Source organism: Mycolicibacterium mageritense (assembly GCF_010727475.1).
Taxonomy (GTDB): Bacteria; Actinomycetota; Actinomycetes; order Mycobacteriales; family Mycobacteriaceae; genus Mycobacterium; species Mycobacterium mageritense.
Genome location: NZ_AP022567.1, coordinates 2486807 through 2502553 on the forward strand (window position 1 = coordinate 2486807; position 15747 = coordinate 2502553).

General features: G+C 66.4%; 14 protein-coding genes, 2 tRNA genes and 1 pseudogene. 11 read left to right on the plus strand and 6 right to left on the minus strand.

The annotated features are described in order from the left end of the window. Nucleotides 1-17: 17 nt before the first annotated feature. The 6 genes and pseudogenes from G6N67_RS11735 to eccA all read right to left on the minus strand — a co-directional run bounded on the left by G6N67_RS11735 (nucleotide 18) and on the right by eccA (nucleotide 8219). Nucleotides 18-90: transfer RNA gene (locus tag G6N67_RS11735), tRNA-Ala, on the minus strand. 153 nt (nucleotides 91-243) lie between these two features. Continuing rightward, a tRNA-Ile gene (locus G6N67_RS11740) sits at nucleotides 244-317 on the minus strand. A gap of 60 nt (nucleotides 318-377) precedes the next feature. Further along, the gene (locus G6N67_RS11745) at nucleotides 378-1205 is read right to left on the minus strand and encodes a DUF3566 domain-containing protein (RefSeq protein WP_036430431.1); all 828 of its coding nucleotides are present in this window, start codon (nucleotides 1203-1205) and stop codon (nucleotides 378-380) included. Nucleotides 1206-1257: 52 nt separating this feature from the next. Continuing rightward, the gene (gene gyrA, locus G6N67_RS11750) at nucleotides 1258-5025 is read right to left on the minus strand and encodes an intein-containing DNA gyrase subunit A (protein WP_036430433.1); all 3768 of its coding nucleotides are present in this window, start codon (nucleotides 5023-5025) and stop codon (nucleotides 1258-1260) included. Nucleotides 5026-5211: 186 nt separating this feature from the next. Then, a pseudogene (locus G6N67_RS11755) lies at nucleotides 5212-6405 on the minus strand (AAA family ATPase); the annotation flags it as partial. After that, complete coding sequence (gene eccA / locus G6N67_RS11760; RefSeq protein ID WP_036430436.1) at nucleotides 6402-8219, minus strand: type VII secretion AAA-ATPase EccA; 1818 nt, start codon at nucleotides 8217-8219, stop codon at nucleotides 6402-6404. The gene eccA and the pseudogene G6N67_RS11755, both read right to left, overlap by 4 nt. 156 nt (nucleotides 8220-8375) lie before the next feature. On the opposite strand from eccA, the gene G6N67_RS11765 reads away from it, so the two are divergent. From G6N67_RS11765 to G6N67_RS11815, 11 genes are all read left to right on the plus strand, one after another. Next, nucleotides 8376-8702, plus strand: coding sequence for a hypothetical protein (locus tag G6N67_RS11765; RefSeq protein ID WP_051578889.1), 327 nt, complete (start codon nucleotides 8376-8378; stop codon nucleotides 8700-8702). Then, nucleotides 8699-9052 carry a YbaB/EbfC family nucleoid-associated protein gene (locus G6N67_RS11770; protein WP_036430438.1) on the plus strand — a complete coding sequence of 118 codons (354 nt, stop codon included), beginning with the start codon at nucleotides 8699-8701 and terminating at the stop codon, nucleotides 9050-9052. The genes G6N67_RS11765 and G6N67_RS11770 overlap by 4 nt, the downstream gene beginning before the upstream one ends. A 165-nt stretch (nucleotides 9053-9217) precedes the next feature. Further along, a complete protein-coding gene (locus tag G6N67_RS11775; RefSeq protein ID WP_036430440.1) occupies nucleotides 9218-9508 on the plus strand; it encodes a hypothetical protein in 291 nt (96 codons plus the stop codon). Between the two features lie 3 nt (nucleotides 9509-9511). Continuing rightward, nucleotides 9512-10912: a hypothetical protein gene (locus G6N67_RS11780; protein WP_063835102.1), complete on the plus strand. Its 1401-nt coding sequence runs from the start codon at nucleotides 9512-9514 to the stop codon at nucleotides 10910-10912. Between the two features lie 15 nt (nucleotides 10913-10927). Next, nucleotides 10928-11224: a PE family protein gene (locus tag G6N67_RS11785; protein WP_036430442.1), complete on the plus strand. Its 297-nt coding sequence runs from the start codon at nucleotides 10928-10930 to the stop codon at nucleotides 11222-11224. A 51-nt stretch (nucleotides 11225-11275) separates the two neighbouring features. After that, a complete protein-coding gene (locus G6N67_RS11790) occupies nucleotides 11276-12361 on the plus strand; it encodes a PPE domain-containing protein (protein ID WP_036430444.1) in 1086 nt (361 codons plus the stop codon). After that, entirely contained in the window at nucleotides 12358-13170 is an 813-nt protein-coding gene (locus G6N67_RS11795) for an ESX secretion-associated protein EspG (protein ID WP_036430457.1), read from the plus strand. Before G6N67_RS11790 ends, G6N67_RS11795 begins: the two co-directional genes overlap by 4 nt. Nucleotides 13171-13245: 75 nt before the next feature. Then, on the plus strand, nucleotides 13246-13515 hold the full coding sequence (locus G6N67_RS11800) for a WXG100 family type VII secretion target (protein WP_036430459.1): 270 nt from the start codon (nucleotides 13246-13248) through the stop codon (nucleotides 13513-13515). Nucleotides 13516-13530: 15 nt separating this feature from the next. Then, entirely contained in the window at nucleotides 13531-13821 is a 291-nt protein-coding gene (locus tag G6N67_RS11805) for a hypothetical protein (RefSeq protein ID WP_036430461.1), read from the plus strand. Nucleotides 13822-13907: 86 nt separating this feature from the next. Further along, nucleotides 13908-14243, plus strand: a complete 336-nt coding sequence (locus tag G6N67_RS11810) for a hypothetical protein (RefSeq protein ID WP_131524604.1) — start codon at nucleotides 13908-13910, stop codon at nucleotides 14241-14243. A gap of 39 nt (nucleotides 14244-14282) precedes the next feature. After that, nucleotides 14283-15713, plus strand: a complete 1431-nt coding sequence (locus G6N67_RS11815) for a hypothetical protein (protein WP_036430465.1) — start codon at nucleotides 14283-14285, stop codon at nucleotides 15711-15713. Nucleotides 15714-15747 lie beyond the last annotated feature (34 nt).

Below are 15747 nucleotides of genomic sequence, written 5' to 3' on the forward strand. Positions count from 1 at the left end.
TGCGACGAAAAGAATTGTGGAGCCTAGGAGATTCGAACTCCTGACATCTGCCTTGCAAAGGCAGCGCTCTACCAACTGAGCTAAGGCCCCGTATTCGGCTGCGACGGTGGGGTTTCCGCCTCGTGCCAAACTTCTGCACCGTGTCGTGACCGCCACACGATCACCGCGACGGCTGCGATGACAGCCAGAACCACGAACCGCATGGCGGACCCTCTCGGTGATCACCGGCGATGCCGGTTGTCGTGGGCCTAGGAGGACTCGAACCTCCGACCTCTTCGTTATCAGCGAAGCGCTCTAACCGCCTGAGCTATAGGCCCGGATAAGGGGACGACCGAGCGACGAGATTACCTCACGAGGCCCGTTCTGCCCAAACCGGTTCAGTCCCGATCGGCCAACGTCACTTCCACACCGCCGACGAGGTCGGTCGTGAGGTTGTAGATGAAGGCCCCGATGGTCGCCAACGCCGTCAACACCACGATGTTGACGAGGCCGATCAGTGCGGCGCCCCCGAAGATGGTGCCGCTCGAGACCAGCTCGCCGCCGCTGCTTCCACTGGCGCTCGTCAGCAGGTCGCCGACGTTGCTGTTGAGCTTGCTCCAGACGCCCATGCCGCCCAGTACGAGGTACAGGAACGCCACGGCGATCATCCACACGAAAAACAGTGCCACCGACAGCACGAGGGACACCTTGAGCACCGTCCACGGATCCACCCGCCGGATCTGCATGCTGGCCCGGACGGGACCGTTCTGCGTCTGCGGCCGGCTCGCCACCTGGACCCGCGCCGCGGGCCCCGACCGTGGCGCCGGGCCGTCCGAGGTGGGCTTCCGCTGCGTGGAACGCGGGACCGGCCCGGACAGGTCCGGGAGCTCGCTCGCGTACGCCTCGGGCCGCACCGGCTCGTTGCGGGGCGCGGGCTCGTTGCGGGGCGCGGTCCGGGGCTGTTCCGCCTCGGCCGTCTCACCACCGCTGATGAACCGTTGCACCCTGGCGTCGACCCCGGAGGAGGACCGCGATCCGTCGCCCCGTGCGTCGGCGGGCGGCTGCTGCGCGGTACGTGACGACCCGCGCTGCCACGGCGGCACCTCACCGGTCTCGGTGATCTGTCCGCGGGGCACAGCCGCGCCTTCGCCCCCGGCTGCCGAACCGTTGGTGCTGCCGGGCCGGTCGCCCGTGCGCGGGTATCCCGGCTCGTTCGGTGAACTCACCTAACAGCTCCTTAGTTCAGGCCGAGGGCCAGGCAGCGCCTCGGCGGACGCGTCACGCCTCGTCGGGCTCGGCAGCTTCGGCTTCCGGGCCCTCCTCGGCGTTGCGCGCAATCGCAATCAGTGTGTCGCCCTCGCCCAGGTTCATCAAGCGGACCCCCTTGGTTTGCCGCCCGGCCTTGCGAACCTGACGGGCAGCGGTCCGAATGACACCCCCACCGGAGGTGATCGCGTACAACTCGGTCTCGTCGTCCACGATCAGTGCTCCGACCAGACTGCCACGTTTGCGGTCGTACTGGATCGTCAGGATCCCCTTGCCGCCGCGGCCCTGGACCGAGTACTCGTCGATCGCGGTCCGCTTTGCATAGCCGCCGGCGGTCGCCACCAGCAGATATGTGTCCGGCCGCACGACGTTGAGCGACAGCAGCCGGTCGTCCTCGTTGAACCGCATGCCCTGCACACCCGACGTGGCCCGGCCCATCGGACGCAGTGCCTCGTCGGTTGCCGAGAAGCGGATCGACTGGCCGTTGGCGCTCACCAGCAGCAGGTCGTCCTCGGCCGAGCACAGCACCGCGCCGACCAGTTCGTCGCCGTCACGCAGGTTCACCGCGACGATGCCGCCCGAGCGGTTCGAGTCGAAGTCCGTCAGCTTGGACTTCTTCACCAGACCGTTGCGGGTAGCCAGCACCAGGTACGGCGCGTCCTCGTAGCTCTTGAGCTGGATGACCTGCGCGATGCGCTCCTCCGGCTGGAACGCGAGCAGGTTGGCGACATGCTGGCCGCGCGCGGTGCGGGAGGCCTCCGGCAGCTCGTAGGCCTTGGCCCGGTACACCCGGCCCTGCGTGGTGAAGAACAGGATCCAGTCGTGCGTCGAGCACACGAAGAAGTGGTTGACGATGTCGTCCTGCTTGAGCCCGGCACCCTGCACGCCCTTGCCGCCGCGCTTCTGGCTGCGGTACAGGTCGGTCTTGGTGCGCTTGGCGTAGCCGGTCTCGGTGATCGTCACGACCACGTCCTCGCGGGCGATCAGATCTTCGTCGCTCACCTCGCCGTCGGCGGGGACGATCCGGGTCCGACGGTCGTCGCCGTGCTTCTCGACGATCTCGGCGAGCTCGTCACGCACGATGGCCCGCTGGCGCTCCGGCTTGGCCAGGATGTCCTCGAGGTCGGCAATCTCGGCCTCGATCTTGGCCAGGTCGTCGACGATCTTCTGCCGCTCGAGGGCAGCCAGCCTGCGCAGCTGCATGTCGAGGATGGCCTGGGCCTGGATCTCGTCGATGTCGAGCAACTCGATCAGGCCGGCCCGGGCGATGTCGACGGTCTGCGACGCCCGGATCAACGCGATCACCTCGTCGAGGGCGTCGAGCGCCTTGACCAGACCGCGCAGGATGTGGGCCCGCTCGTTGGCCTTGCGCAACCGGTAGCGCGTGCGGCGGACGATGACATCGAGTTGGTGGTCGACGTAAAGCCGGATCAGCTGGTCCAGGCGCAGGGTGCGCGGCACGCCGTCGACGATCGACAGCATGTTGGCCCCGAAGCTGGTCTGCAGCTGGGTGTGCTTGTAGAGGTTGTTCAGCACGACCTTCGCGACGGCATCACGCTTGAGCTCCACCACGATTCGCAAGCCCACGCGGTCGCTGGACTGGTCTTCGATGTTGGAGATGCCGGCCAGCTTGCCGTCGCGGACCTGCTCGGCGATCGAGGTGATGAAGTTGTCGTGGTTGACCTGGTAGGGCAGCTCGGTGATGACGATGCCCGTGCGGCCACGGCTGTCCTCTTCGATCTCGACGACGCCACGCATCTTGATCGAGCCACGACCGGTCTTGTACGTGTCCTCGATGCCCTGGCTGCCCACGATCAGGCCGTGGGTGGGGAAGTCGGGCCCCTTGACCCGCTCACACACCGCAGCCAACGTGGCTTCCTCGTCGGCGTCGTAGTTCTCCAGGCACCAGTACACGGCCTCGGCCAGCTCCCGCAGATTGTGCGGCGGGATGTTGGTGGCCATGCCGACGGCGATGCCGCCCGAACCGTTGGCCAGCAGGTTGGGGAACCGGCTGGGCAGCACGGTCGGCTCTTGCACCCGGCCGTCGTAGTTCGGAATGAAATCGACTGTCTCCTCGTCGATTTCACGCAGCATCTCCATGGCCAGCGGTGTCAGCCGGGCTTCTGTGTTGTGGCTGACGAAGCCGTTGGTGATGAATGCGTGATCGTCGGTGTCAACCCGCAGGCTGTACACGGGCTGCACACCAGCTTCGGTCACCGATGAGACACGTGCGTAGTAGAACCGTCCATCGGTCAGCTCGCTGGCGATCGCTCGCACGTCCGGGTCCGCGATGTGGCTCAGGATCTCCGCACCGTTGCGACGCCAGCGGTCGAGACGGTCGATGTTGTGCTTGCGCAGCCACTCCTTGTCCGCCCATCGGCCACCACCGTGGGCGCGGATGAACTCGGCGAGGCCGGGCACGTGATCGCCGTCGAGACCCGCGGCCTTCTCCGGTAGCGCGGCGACGATCGCGTCGAGCTTGGCGCGCTTGGCACCGCCGAATCCCACCTGGGAGACAAACAGCTCGGCCTGCGCCCGGTTCGTGATGACGACCTTGTGTTCACCCGTCGCATGACGGTACCGACGCGAGACAACACCGAATTCCAGCAGCATCTGCTGGACGTCCTTGGCGAGCCGCTCGCTGCGCGTCGAGTACGACACCTGAATCGTGTTGCGCGGCAACGCCGAGCACGATCCATCGCCTTCGAACAGGGCTTGCAGGAACACGCGTTTGACGGCCGCCGGCGCGTGCCAAAGCCATTCCGGCACGGCCTTGTCCGCCGACCGCTGCCCGATCATGTCGGCGAGACGCGACTTCCGCAATGCCTCGAGGTTGTGGATGTCCAACTCGAACAGCTCGGAACCCGAGGCGATCGTCCGCGCTGACGTGTACCGGGGCCCACCGACCACTGCGTCGTAGGCGGCGACCACCATCGTGAAGAAGTCGCGGTCCAGGTTGTTGAATCCGGCCCGCTTCTCCGAGACAAAACCCTCGCTGACAAACGCACCCACGAGCAGGGCTTCGAGTGCGTCGTGCCAGTCCGCGGGCCCGAATTCCATCGGCGGGGTCCGTTGGATCGCCACCCGGTCGTCCGGGCGGATCTCCTCGATCAGCTTCCACAGCAGCGTCGGCACGCCGGCCACATCCACCAGGCACAGCACCGGGTGGTTGGCGGTTCCCGTGACCTCGTATCCCTCGTCGGTGCGCACCGTGTAGGTCTGGTGCTCGCCGGAGTGGAACAAGCGGTCCGCCGACACCGGGTTGCCGTGACGGTCGACAACTTTGAGATCGATCACGTTGTCGGTGTTGGGCCGTGCGCCGGGGACGACGTCCGCGATGCGCACCGACTGTCCCATCGGCAGACGCACCAACGCATCGCCGGTGATGCAGTACCTCATCGCCGCCGGCGGGTCGTTACCCGGCGAACCGAAGTTGCCCTGCCCGTCGACGAGGGGGTAGCGCAGCGACCACGGCTGCGCCATCCGGACCAGGGTGTCGTAGATCGAGGCGTCACCGTGCGGGTGGTAGTTACCCATGGTCTCGGCGACCGAACGTGCGGATTTCGCGTGGCTGCGATCAGGACGGAACCCCGAGTCGTACATCGCGTAGAGCACCCGGCGGTGCACGGGCTTCAGACCGTCGCGCACCTCCGGCAGCGCACGGCCGACGATCACGCTCATGGCGTAGTCGATGTAGCTGCGCTGCATCTCCTGCTGGATGTCGACCGGTTCGATCCGGTCGCCCGCTTCGCCTCCCGGTGGGAGGGTGGTGTCAGTCATCTAGTCCTCGTTCGTCAGGTTCGCCCGGGCGTACAGCAACCACGGGCAACCCTGAAAGTCTAGTTGGTCTGCGGCGCGGCGCCCTGCGGCGTGTCGTCGGGTGTCGGGGGAACGTCCCGCGTCGGGCGCGGCACCGAGCGAACCCGTAATTGTCGACGGCGTCATCGCCGCCGCCCCGGTCAGGCGTCAACGCAGCCGTGGCACGCGGCGATTGCGGTTGAACCCCTCGGCCACCGACGCGGTGAGATCCAGAAAGGCTTGCCGCGTCTTGCGATTCAGCAGATCCATCGATATCTCGGCGCCTTCGGCGAGGTGATCGTCGAACGGGATCACCACCACGTCGCGCACGCGGGCCTTGAAGTGCATGGTCAGCTGATCGATGTCGACGGGCACGGCGCCGGGCCGCGCCGAGCTGAGCACCACCGTGGCGTCGGGCACGAGATGGGCGTGGCCGTGATGCTGCAGCCAGTCCAGTGTCGCCAGGGCGCTGCGGGCCGAATCGATCGCCGGCGAGGCCACCAGGACCAGGGCATCGGCCGCGTCGAGCACGCCGTTCATGGCCGAGTGGGTCAAGCCGGTGCCGCAGTCGGTGAGGATGATGTTGTAGAAGCGATCCAGGATGTCGTGCACGGCCCGGTAGTCGGCCTCGGAGAACGCTTCCGACACTGCGGGATCGCGCTCAGAGGCCAGGATCTCCAGCCGGCTCGGGCTCTGTGAGGTGTGCCTGCGCACGTCGGAGTAACGGAAGATCTCCTGGTCGGCCAGCAGGTCGCGGACCGTGGAGCGAGTCTCGCTCGGGCCGCGCTGGGCCAGCGTCCCGAAGTCCGGGTTGGCGTCCACCGCGATCACGCGGTCGCCCCGGTTCGCGGCGAACGTCGAGCCGAGGCACACCGTCGTCGTTGTCTTCCCGACGCCGCCCTTGAGGGACAGCACGGCGATGCTGTACGCGCCGCGGACCGGCTGGTTCACCCGGTCCAGAGCGCTCTGCAGACGCGGATCTGCTTGCGGCTCAGGGAGATTCATCGTCCCGCCGGTCATGCGGTTCATGACCTTGCGCCAGCCGTTCTGGTGCGCCTGCTTGCGCGGGCGCAGCCCGAGCTCCTCGGCCGTCGTCCGCCGCGTGTAGATGACGGTCGGCTCATCCGGCACCGCGGCCGTGAAGTTCGTCGAAATCGGCGTCAGGCCGTGCGGCTGCGGCCGAGGATCCTGCGGGGGCGGTGGCGGTGGGGGCAGATATGGCTGCGGCTGGGGCGGAGGTGGCGGCGGGACAGCTTGGCCGTTCGAAGGCGGAGCCGGCTGACCGGAGGGCGCGCCGGGCACACGGATCGGCGTGGTCGCCTCATCCGGCTGCTGGTGGCCGTCAGGATCGGTCGGGGTCAAGAGTCCAGATTCAGGGTTTGCAGGATGTTGCTGATCGCGGCCTTCATGTCGACGGCCTCGATCCGCATGAGGGCATCCTCGTCGAGGGATTCCAGTTCGGCGCCATGGCTTTCGCTGAGTCGGTACTCGCGCTCCTCCTCGGCCGACTCGATGACGTTTCGGATGAAACGGCCGTTGCCGGCGAGGTCGATATTGCGCCGGACCTTACCGTCGTGATCGGTCGACTCCTGGGCGCACAACCGGGTGCACACCGCGACGAGCTCGTCGTGGGCCTCCGAACTCAGCTCGGAGTCACGCGCCTTCGCGGTGATCCGGCCGATGTCACCGAGCTCGGCCGGGGTGTACGACGCGAACCGGATCCGCTTGGTGAAACGCGAGGACAGGCCTTCGTTCGAGGCCAGGAACCGGTCGATCTCGGCGTCATACCCGGCGATGATGACCACGAGCCGGTCGCGATCGTTCTCCATGCGCGCCAGCAGCGTGTCGACGGCTTCGCGGCCGAACGCGTCGCCACCGGACAGGCCGGTCTGAATCAGGGTGTAGGCCTCGTCGATGAACAGCACACCGTCCATCGCACTGTCGATCAGCGCCGACGTCTTGATCGCGGTGCTGCCCAGGTGCTGCCCCACGAAATCCTGGCGCTTGGCCTCGATCACCGCCGGTGTCTTCAAAAGCCCCAGGCCGCAATAGGTTTGAGCGACGACGCGGGCGATGGTGGTCTTGCCGGTTCCGGGCGGGCCGGTGAAGGCCAGGTGCAGGCTGCGGGCCGCGGTGGTCAGCCCCTTGTCCTCGCGCACCTTCGCCAGGCGGGCCGCCGAACGCAGCTTGGCCACCTGCAGTTTCACGTCGCTCAGGCCGACCTGCCGGTCCAGCTCGTCCTGGGCCGCCCGCAGATACTCGTTGCCTCGCTCGGTCAGGCTCTCGGCGTCGAACTCCGCCGCGCTGCGTGCGGACGCCGGATCCCACTTGTCGCTGCGGGAGTCGATGATCTCCTTGGTCGTGACGATCAGCCGGTACTTCGGATCGTTGAGTGCGGCGGAGTTCGCCTCGAAACCGGGTTCCTCGCTGTAGATCCGCTCGAAGATCTTCCTGGCTTCCGGCTCGTTGCCCATCTCGCGCAGGGTGAGGCCTTTGCAGAATTCGGCGGCGCGGCTTGCTGCGGGGATCGGCCCTTCGATCGCCTGGTCGAGCCTGCGCAGGCCCTCGCCGAACAATCCCATCTGCGCGCACGCCGAACCGACCATGAGGTGTGAGCCCGCGGAGATGTATTCGTCGGTGAACTGTGCGGACGCCGCCAACGCCGTGAGCACGTCGGGCCACCGTTGCGTGGTGAAGTGCAGGACGCCGCGGATGTACGCGCAGATTTCGTCGGACCCCGAGTCGTCGGGCATGGTCGCCCGCAGCTTCGCGAGCTCGTCGAGGGCCATCTCGGCCTCGTCGTAATCCTTGCCCTGAATCATGCTGGCGGCGTATGCCAGGTGCACCTCGGTGAGAGAGCTCAGCGTGTAGTCCAGGTAGAGCCCCGTCTGGAACCGTCCGCCGAGAGTGCGCGGCGGCAGACCGAGCCGCCGCTGTTCACGACCCAGGTTCTTGCTCGAGCGATGAAGATGGTGGATCACCTCGGGCGTCGACTCGCCGGCCGCCGCCCGGCCCAGCCAGGCATCGCACATGTCGGGGTCGTACTCGGTGGCGCGTTTGAAAGCCAAGGCGGCGTACTGCACGTCGGGCTCGGTCTCCAAGCCGTCGATGGGTATCCCGAGGGACAGCACGCCCGCATCGAACACCCGCTGCGCGTCCCTGGTGCCACCACTCATCCGTGGATCCCTATCTTTCGTCCGAACAACGTGGGGTTTCGCGGATTCGTCGACGCAGGCAACGCAGCCCCCAGCGGACAAATTACTGCAGCCCGGCCTCCTGCGATTGTACTAAGTTGACACCTAGACGGCGTCCGAGTGTTTGGGGAGGTGCCGATGGAGGTCCGGCCGGTGCGGTCGTCGGGTGGCGACATCCAGGTACTGACGACCGAACGGGGTCTGCCGATCCGGCTCAAACTCAGCCAGCGCGCGCTTGCGCAGGCTCCGCAGGATCTGGCGCAGGAGCTCCTGACGCTGTGCCAGCTCTCGGCCAAGCGGGCCCAGGTGGCACACCGGCGGGAATTGGCGCAGCGGGGGTTCAGCTCTGAGCTGGTTCGCAATTTCAACCTCGCGACCGAGGACGAGCTCGCGGCGGCCGAGGCCGCGTTCCGCGGCGACGACGACGAGGACGGTCCGCCCGATACGTGGATGAGGTCGGTATGAACGGCGGCCTGGCGGATTCGTTGATCGCGCGAATCATCAAGCAGCGCGATCTGATGCAGGCGATGGACGAGCACCTCAAGTCCATCTCCGCGCGGGTCACCAGCCGGGATCAGTCGGTCAGCGTCGAGGTCGACGGCATCGGGACTCTCAAGGGCATCTGGCTCGGCGAGAACGCGTACCGACATGGGCCGGACGGGCTGGCCCGGTTGATCATCGAGACCGGGCAGGCCGCTGCCAAGACCGCGCTGGACCGGCAGAACTACCTGATGAAGGAGTTCAACAGCCGGCTCGCGGCACTTCAGCAAACCCCGCTGACGAAGTGGGACGGAACGACGGTGACACCGTCGTGATGGAACCGGTTATCTGTTTGCCGGCAGGTCAACCAGCGTTTGCTTGGCCTTGATGCGACTACAAGTGGGACAAAAATATGTGTTAGCTGCCCCTTGTGGCGCGGGTTATAGTTCCGAAAGGGACTAAAACCACAGCTACTTGGCAGTAACCGGGGAGGGGTAACGATGTCCGACACCATGAAGGTTGTTCCTGGTGTGCTGGAGGCGTTCAACGCGGCCAACAGTGCAGCTGGTGCGACGATCTCGGCGGCGGGCTCCGCAGATGCCGCTGCCATGAGCAGCGCGGTGGCCACCGCCATCGGGCCGATCGGGTTGATCTACCTGAACGGATTCCTTCCGGCGATGTTCACCAACCTCACGCAGACCGTTGACGTCGGCCTGAACCACACCTTGATCGGTGCCGCGACCGAAGTTACGAAGGTGTCCACGGTCGCCACGGACGCTTCGTTCACCTGACCCATGCCGGCCACTCCAGCGCCGCCGGGCAATCCGACGCCGGTAGCCCCGTCGGTTCCGATCAGCCCAAGCCACCCCGGGAGCAGTGCACCTGCCCCGGTGTTCGATCCCACGCCGTACATCAACGCGCAGGAACAGAACCTCGCGGATTATCTGAATCAACCGGTCCAGGACATCCTCGCCAAGCTCGGGCTCCCGCCGCTGCCCAACGGTGCACCGCCGCCAGGTGAACCGCCGCCGGAGGGACAGCCGGGGCCCGCGAATCCCATGGATCCCAGCGCGATGATCCAGCCTGTGCTCGACGCACTCGGCACGTTGGGAACCGGGATCTTCGACAGCGTCGACCCGACCAAGATGTTCGAGGGCATCTCGAAGGCATTCGAGTCCGCATCCAGCTCGGTGCAAGAAGCACTCGGCTCGATGGAGGGCATGTGGTCGGGGGCTTCGGGCACCTCGGCCGCCGCCAAGACCGGCGAGACGCTGGCCAACGGTGCCCAGGTGGCATCCCAGTCCGCGGGGTTGGGTGCCAACCTGTCGACGTCGGTGGCCGATGTTCAGCAGGCCCAGATTCGGTTGTTGCAGATCATCGACGAGTACAACGCCAAGATCGCGGCCATCGGGCCCAACATCATCTTCCCGTGGGGCCAGGCCCAGGCCGTCGAGGCGGCGACCCAAGCCATCACCATGACCACCGAGGTCATCACCGAGCTGCAGACCACGCTGGCCGCGCAGGGCGGCGAAGCCGCCGCGATCGGTGCGCCGACGGCACTGGCACAGGCGCCGACGGCCGCTTCTTCCATGATCAGCCCGATGATCCAGATGGCGACGGGCCTGGCGTCACCGCTGATGCAGGTTGCGACCGAAGGGCTGTCGACCGGCATGCAGACCATCACCGGTGCGGTGCAGAGCGGCGTGGAAACCGCGACGGGGCTTGCCTCGAGCCTCAGCGGCGCCGCGGGGAAGGGTGCCGACACCGCCGCGTCCACGGCCAGTGGCACCGGTGGCGCCGGGATGGCTCCGCTGAGCAAGGCCGGCGGAGGCGGCGGAGGAGGAGTACACGGTGGCGGAGGTGGCGGCGGCTCGTCGTCGGTGGCCCCGTCACGCATGATGACGCCGATGTCGATGCCCACCACCGAATCGACCAACGCCGTCCAGGGTGCCGTCAAACCCGCGTCCGTGTCCGGCGCGAGCATGGGCGGCGGCGGCATGGGCGGCGCCGGGATGATGGGCGCCGGCCACGGCGCGGGCAAGGCCGGAGTCGACGGCAGCGGACACAATGCCGCGGCGTTCCTGCACACCTCCGATCAGGGCGACGAGATCGTCGGGGATCTCGGCAATGTGGCCCCGCCGGTGATCGGTGAGATCGACCCCAACGACAGTCCAGACATCGAACTGAGAATCTGAGTCAGGAGTTTTGACATGGCCAACACCAACGACTTTGCGATGCAGCCCACCGAGGTCGCCGATGCGACCAAGCAGCTCGACGATCTCGCGAGCCGCGTCGAGAAGGTCATGCAGACCGAGGCGCCCAACCTGACCGTGACCGCGTCCGGCCGTGACGAGGTGTCGCAGCGGGTCGCGTCGACCCTCAATGAGGTGCATGCCGCCTTCACGCGCTCGTCCGACCAGGGCATCAACGAGGTTCGCGAGGTTGCTGCGACGCTGCGCAAGCACACCGGCGACGTCGTCGCGATCGATCAGGACTTTGCTGTCTAGTTAGCTGGCAATCGAATCCGCGGGTTGTTTCGACCGGAGGGGGGTTAGACCATGGGTTTCACCAATGTCGCGTGGGAGTCGCGCAGCACGGAGCAGCTCGCCCGTGACCTGACCGACGGTCCGGGGCCCACGTCCGTCGGGCAGGCGGGTGCCGCATGGGTGCGCGTCGCCAATGAATTGGCAAGTGTGTCGGCCGATTTCGACAAGATCGTGGAGCGCATCAAGGCCTCGTTCGCCAGCCAGGGATCCGAAGCCGCCACCCGCAAGCTCGAAGAGTTCGGCAAGTGGCTGCAGGCCATCAGCCTGAGCGCCGCGGCCAACGGCCAACGCGCCGAGGAAGCCGCCGTCGCGAACACCGTCGCGATCATGGCCATGCCGAGTGTTTCCGAGGCCATCGAGGCCAAGGCGTCGCAGGACATGATGGCCTCGCTGGCGGCATACAACGGCGCCATCCTCACCGGTCGGTTCGCCGAGTTCGACGAAGCCGCCACCGCTGATCAGGCCAACGCTGCCGCCGTCATGCAGCAGTACGAAGAAGCGTGCAACGCCCTGGCCCAGCCATGGGACCAGCCGCTGCCGCCCGATGTCGCCAAGGGCGACGCGCTGAAGGCCGAGCAGGACGCCAAGGCCGGCGAAGGCTCGGGTGGCGGCGCAGGCGGCGGCGGGGCCGGGGGCGCCGGTGTGGCGCCTGCCCCGTTAGCTCCGTTCCGGGCCAACACCACCGCTTCGACCGGCGAGGCCAAGCCATTGCAGAAAGTCGCGGCCACGGGCGCTGGTGGTGGCAGCGGCATGGGCGGCGGCTATGGCCCGATGGCCGGTGCCCACGGCCGCGGCGACAACAACCGGGAGCACGAATCCTCGCTTCCCGCAGCCACATTGGCCGGTGGCGGCGAACCCGGTGCGGGCTTGTCGGACACCGGAGGCTCGTGGCTGCCCGCAGCGCAACAGAGCGATGCGCCGTTCACCGTGTCCAACGTCAGCTGGGGCCCCAACACGTCGGTGTTCGATGAGTTGGTGGTACCGGAGGGGCCTGAGGCTCCCGGGTTCGCCGACGAGCCGGAGCGCACTCTCGAGCAGGTGTCAGATCGCTGGGTGGCACCGCCTGTGATCGGCGTGGACAAGGGGCTGTCGATATGACGGCGTCTCTGCAGCCCCAGTTCGTGCTCACCGACGATGAGTTGCAGGTGGCAGCCGCTCGCGTCGGGGTGCAGAGCTTCCCGACGGTGCTCGCGGTACGGCCACGGCATGCCACCCTCGACAAGCTTCACGCGGCATTCGACAACGCGACCCGGGCTCTGACTTCGCGCGAGGTGATCATCGACGGGGTCGTGGAGCCCGACCTCGTGCCGATCCTGCAGGCGCTGCAACGGCCCGACCGTGAACTGGCGCTGCGATTGGTGACGCCGGAAGGCACGGCGCGCATCTGCGCGGTGCGCCGCGGCGGGCTGGGCGTCCTCGCCCGGCGTATCGGTCACGAGATCACACTGCGCGTCATCGGTCACGGCACCGAATTACGCGACGTGGTGTCCGCGTTGTTGGCCGAGCTGCCACGTGCCGCCGCCGCGGACGTGACCCCGGTCGGCGCGCCGCTCGATGTGGTGGCCGAAAAGCTCTCCGGCACACACGATCCCGCCGTGCTGGCCGACCGCATCCGGGCGCTGGGAACCGAGCCTCGGGCCGCGATGCTGCTCGGCTCGGCGCTGGCGTCGCGTCAGGCATTCGGCGAGATCGTCTACTACGCGCTCAACACCGAAGAAGACCGGATCGTCCGCAGCCCGGCCGCCGTCGGCATCTTCTACACGAAGCGCGGTCGAATTGTGGGCGCGCCCAGCGCATCTCCCGCCGGGCAACTGTGGACCACACTGAAAGCCGGCTCCGATCACGCCATCACGCAGGCGATCGCGCAGCTGGTAGAGCTTTCCGACGAGGGATGGGGGGTTCCTTAGGGGGAATGGCACTTGGCCCAAAGGCAGAAATCATGAGCAACAACAGATCACGACCAGAAAGTGAGAAGTAGCGAAATGACAGTTTCCCTCACACCGGCCGAGGCCGAGGCGAAGATCGATCAGATCAACTCCGCCCGCGACCAGGCCGTGCAGAAGCTCAACCAGATCGAGGACGCACAGCAGCAGATGCTCTCGGCGTCCTGGCAGGGCACGTCCGCGGGCAACTACGGGCGCGTCTCGCAGGCGCAGCGCGAGGAGTTCGACCAGCTGATCTCCACGCTGAACAACATCGTCGACAAGGGCTCCGAGCACATCCGCGCGGTGGCCAACCTGGACCAGGGCTAAGGGAGGTAGGAAACAATGGCTGCAGACGGCATTCTTTACAACTTCGGCGCCAACGCCGGGCACCTCGAGGACATCACCGGAATGGCCAACGCCATTCAGGAAGTCCGCGGCGACATCCAGAGCATCTTCCAGGCTCTGTCCACGGTGTACGAAGGTGACGGCGCCACGGCGCTGAACCAGGCGCACCAGGAAGTCAACAACATGCTCGACGAAGCGCTCAACACGGTGGTCAACACCCAGAAGCAGGCGCAGGATCAGCAGGACGCCATGCAGGCGATGGACAAGGCGAACGCAGCTGCGTTCTGACCGGTAGCCGTGAGGCCCGGGCTTGCATGACCGCAAGCCCGGGCTTCGCGGCTTGAATCAGGATCTAGCTTCAGGAAGGCAGTTTCGTGGGTAAGGACAAACCCCAACTCGAAACACTGACAGATCAAATGAAGGGTTGGCAGGCAAAAGATGCCGACCTGAAAATCTCCGAAGCAGGCAAGACCAAGTACACAAACGCCATCAAGGCGCTCCGCGCCGAGCTGGTATCCGCACAAACCAAGCTCGCCGAGTTGAAGCAGATCGGGGATTCCGGTGCGTACCCCTCGGCAACAGCCACCAAAGCCGGGCTCGAGCAGAATGCCAAGACCCTGGACGAAACCCTTACGGCGTACATCGCATACCTGGACGCGTACAACCAGACCGTGATCGACGCGTGTAACCGCATGGTGCAGTCCGGGTAGTTTTGAAAATCGCCACAGTTGTGTCAGAACGGAGCAGTCATGTGCTTTGACGACATCGGAGACGCCATCGAGTCCGGCGCCGAATGGCTGGACAACTGGGGCGAGGAGAATCTGGGTCTGCCCGGGATGTTCACGGACTGGACCACGTACGACGGCGAGTACAAGGACGGCAGCGGCAAGGTCGACCTCAGCGAAGTACCCGGCGGCTACCCGGTGGACGCCCTCAATGTCGCGCCCGGCTCATACACCACGGTCGCATTCACCGATGTGTACGACAACATGAAGAACGCCGGCGAGAACGTCACGAACGGGCACGCTGCGATATGGGAACAGATCTCGAACACCATGTCGCAAGCCGTCATGACGTACAAGACCTTCCTGGAAGGCATCCGGGACTCCGACGATAACTGGGTAGGTAAGGCGGCGGATTCCGCCAACCAGAACATCACCACGTCGTTCGCTCAATTGGATGGCGCATCCAAATCGTCCACCGCGATGGTCCATCTGGCGCCAGCCTTCGCCACGACCATCGGCAATGTGGTCAAGGAAGTCGTCCACCGCAAGAGTGACTACGACGACGACATGAGTTCCTGGCCCGATCACCGGGACCAGATCAAGCGGGAGTACGACACGCTCGCGCAGTCCGTCATGTCGGACTACGCCTCGAACATCGGCCAGATCGCGACGAAGAATCCAGACTTGACGGGTGGCAAGGAGAATCCCGAGAAGCCGGGACCGGCCGCCCCCACCAACACTCCGACGAACTACGGTGGGCCGTCCAACAGCGGTGGCGGATCACCCAGTAAGGGTTCGGGCGCGGGCAAGCCGGACCTCTCCGGACTCAAGAAGACCACGGCCAAACCGAATTTCGATCCCACGAAGCTGCAGCAGCAGACCACGCCGCAAAAGACCACGCCGCAGACGAGCACACCCAGCTTGCCGACCCAAGGGTTGACCGATGCGGCCAAGGCCGCACAGGATGCTGCCAGTCAGGGGCTCGACGCGGCGAAACAAGCCATGGATCAGGCGCTCGGCAACAATCAGAATCCGTCTGGTCTGCCTGAAGGCGTTCTTGGGCTCGGCCCGAAGGGGCTGAGCGGTGCGGGCAAGGGCACCGGAGGTGGCGGCGGCCGTGCAGGCGGTGGCAGCGGCAGCGGTTCGGGGGCACGCACGTCGCCGCTGGCCCGCAACGCCGGTACCGCAACGGCGGCTACCACGAAAAGCACCGGCGCGACGACCACGGCCGCGCGATCCGGTATCAGTGCCGGTTCGGGTGCACCGGGCGCAGGGGCACCGGCTGCCGGGCATCGCGGCAACGGGGCCGACGGTTCGGTTCACAAGGCGAACAAGGCGTTGCGCCGCAAGAAGAACGGCGAGAACGTGATGGGCGACGCCGAGGCAGTGGTGGCGGTTGTCGGCGATGACACACAAGAACCGCGGATGGTTGTTCCGGCAGCTGCTGAGAAGTGACGTTTCTGTCGTCGGCGGCCCTGCTCTTGCCACC

Coding starts and splice junctions, on each gene's coding strand:
- G6N67_RS11780 (WP_063835102.1), top strand. CDS start 9,512: ATGCCGGCCACTCCAGCGCCGCCGGGCAATCCGACGCCGGTAGCCCCG.
- G6N67_RS11765 (WP_051578889.1), top strand. CDS start 8,376: ATGGAGGTCCGGCCGGTGCGGTCGTCGGGTGGCGACATCCAGGTACTG.
- gyrA (WP_036430433.1), bottom strand. CDS start 5,025: ATGACTGACACCACCCTCCCACCGGGAGGCGAAGCGGGCGACCGGATC.
- G6N67_RS11800 (WP_036430459.1), top strand. CDS start 13,246: ATGACAGTTTCCCTCACACCGGCCGAGGCCGAGGCGAAGATCGATCAG.
- G6N67_RS11775 (WP_036430440.1), top strand. CDS start 9,218: ATGTCCGACACCATGAAGGTTGTTCCTGGTGTGCTGGAGGCGTTCAAC.
- G6N67_RS11785 (WP_036430442.1), top strand. CDS start 10,928: ATGGCCAACACCAACGACTTTGCGATGCAGCCCACCGAGGTCGCCGAT.
- G6N67_RS11815 (WP_036430465.1), top strand. CDS start 14,283: ATGTGCTTTGACGACATCGGAGACGCCATCGAGTCCGGCGCCGAATGG.
- G6N67_RS11790 (WP_036430444.1), top strand. CDS start 11,276: ATGGGTTTCACCAATGTCGCGTGGGAGTCGCGCAGCACGGAGCAGCTC.
- G6N67_RS11795 (WP_036430457.1), top strand. CDS start 12,358: ATGACGGCGTCTCTGCAGCCCCAGTTCGTGCTCACCGACGATGAGTTG.
- G6N67_RS11805 (WP_036430461.1), top strand. CDS start 13,531: ATGGCTGCAGACGGCATTCTTTACAACTTCGGCGCCAACGCCGGGCAC.
- G6N67_RS11770 (WP_036430438.1), top strand. CDS start 8,699: ATGAACGGCGGCCTGGCGGATTCGTTGATCGCGCGAATCATCAAGCAG.
- eccA (WP_036430436.1), bottom strand. CDS start 8,219: ATGAGTGGTGGCACCAGGGACGCGCAGCGGGTGTTCGATGCGGGCGTG.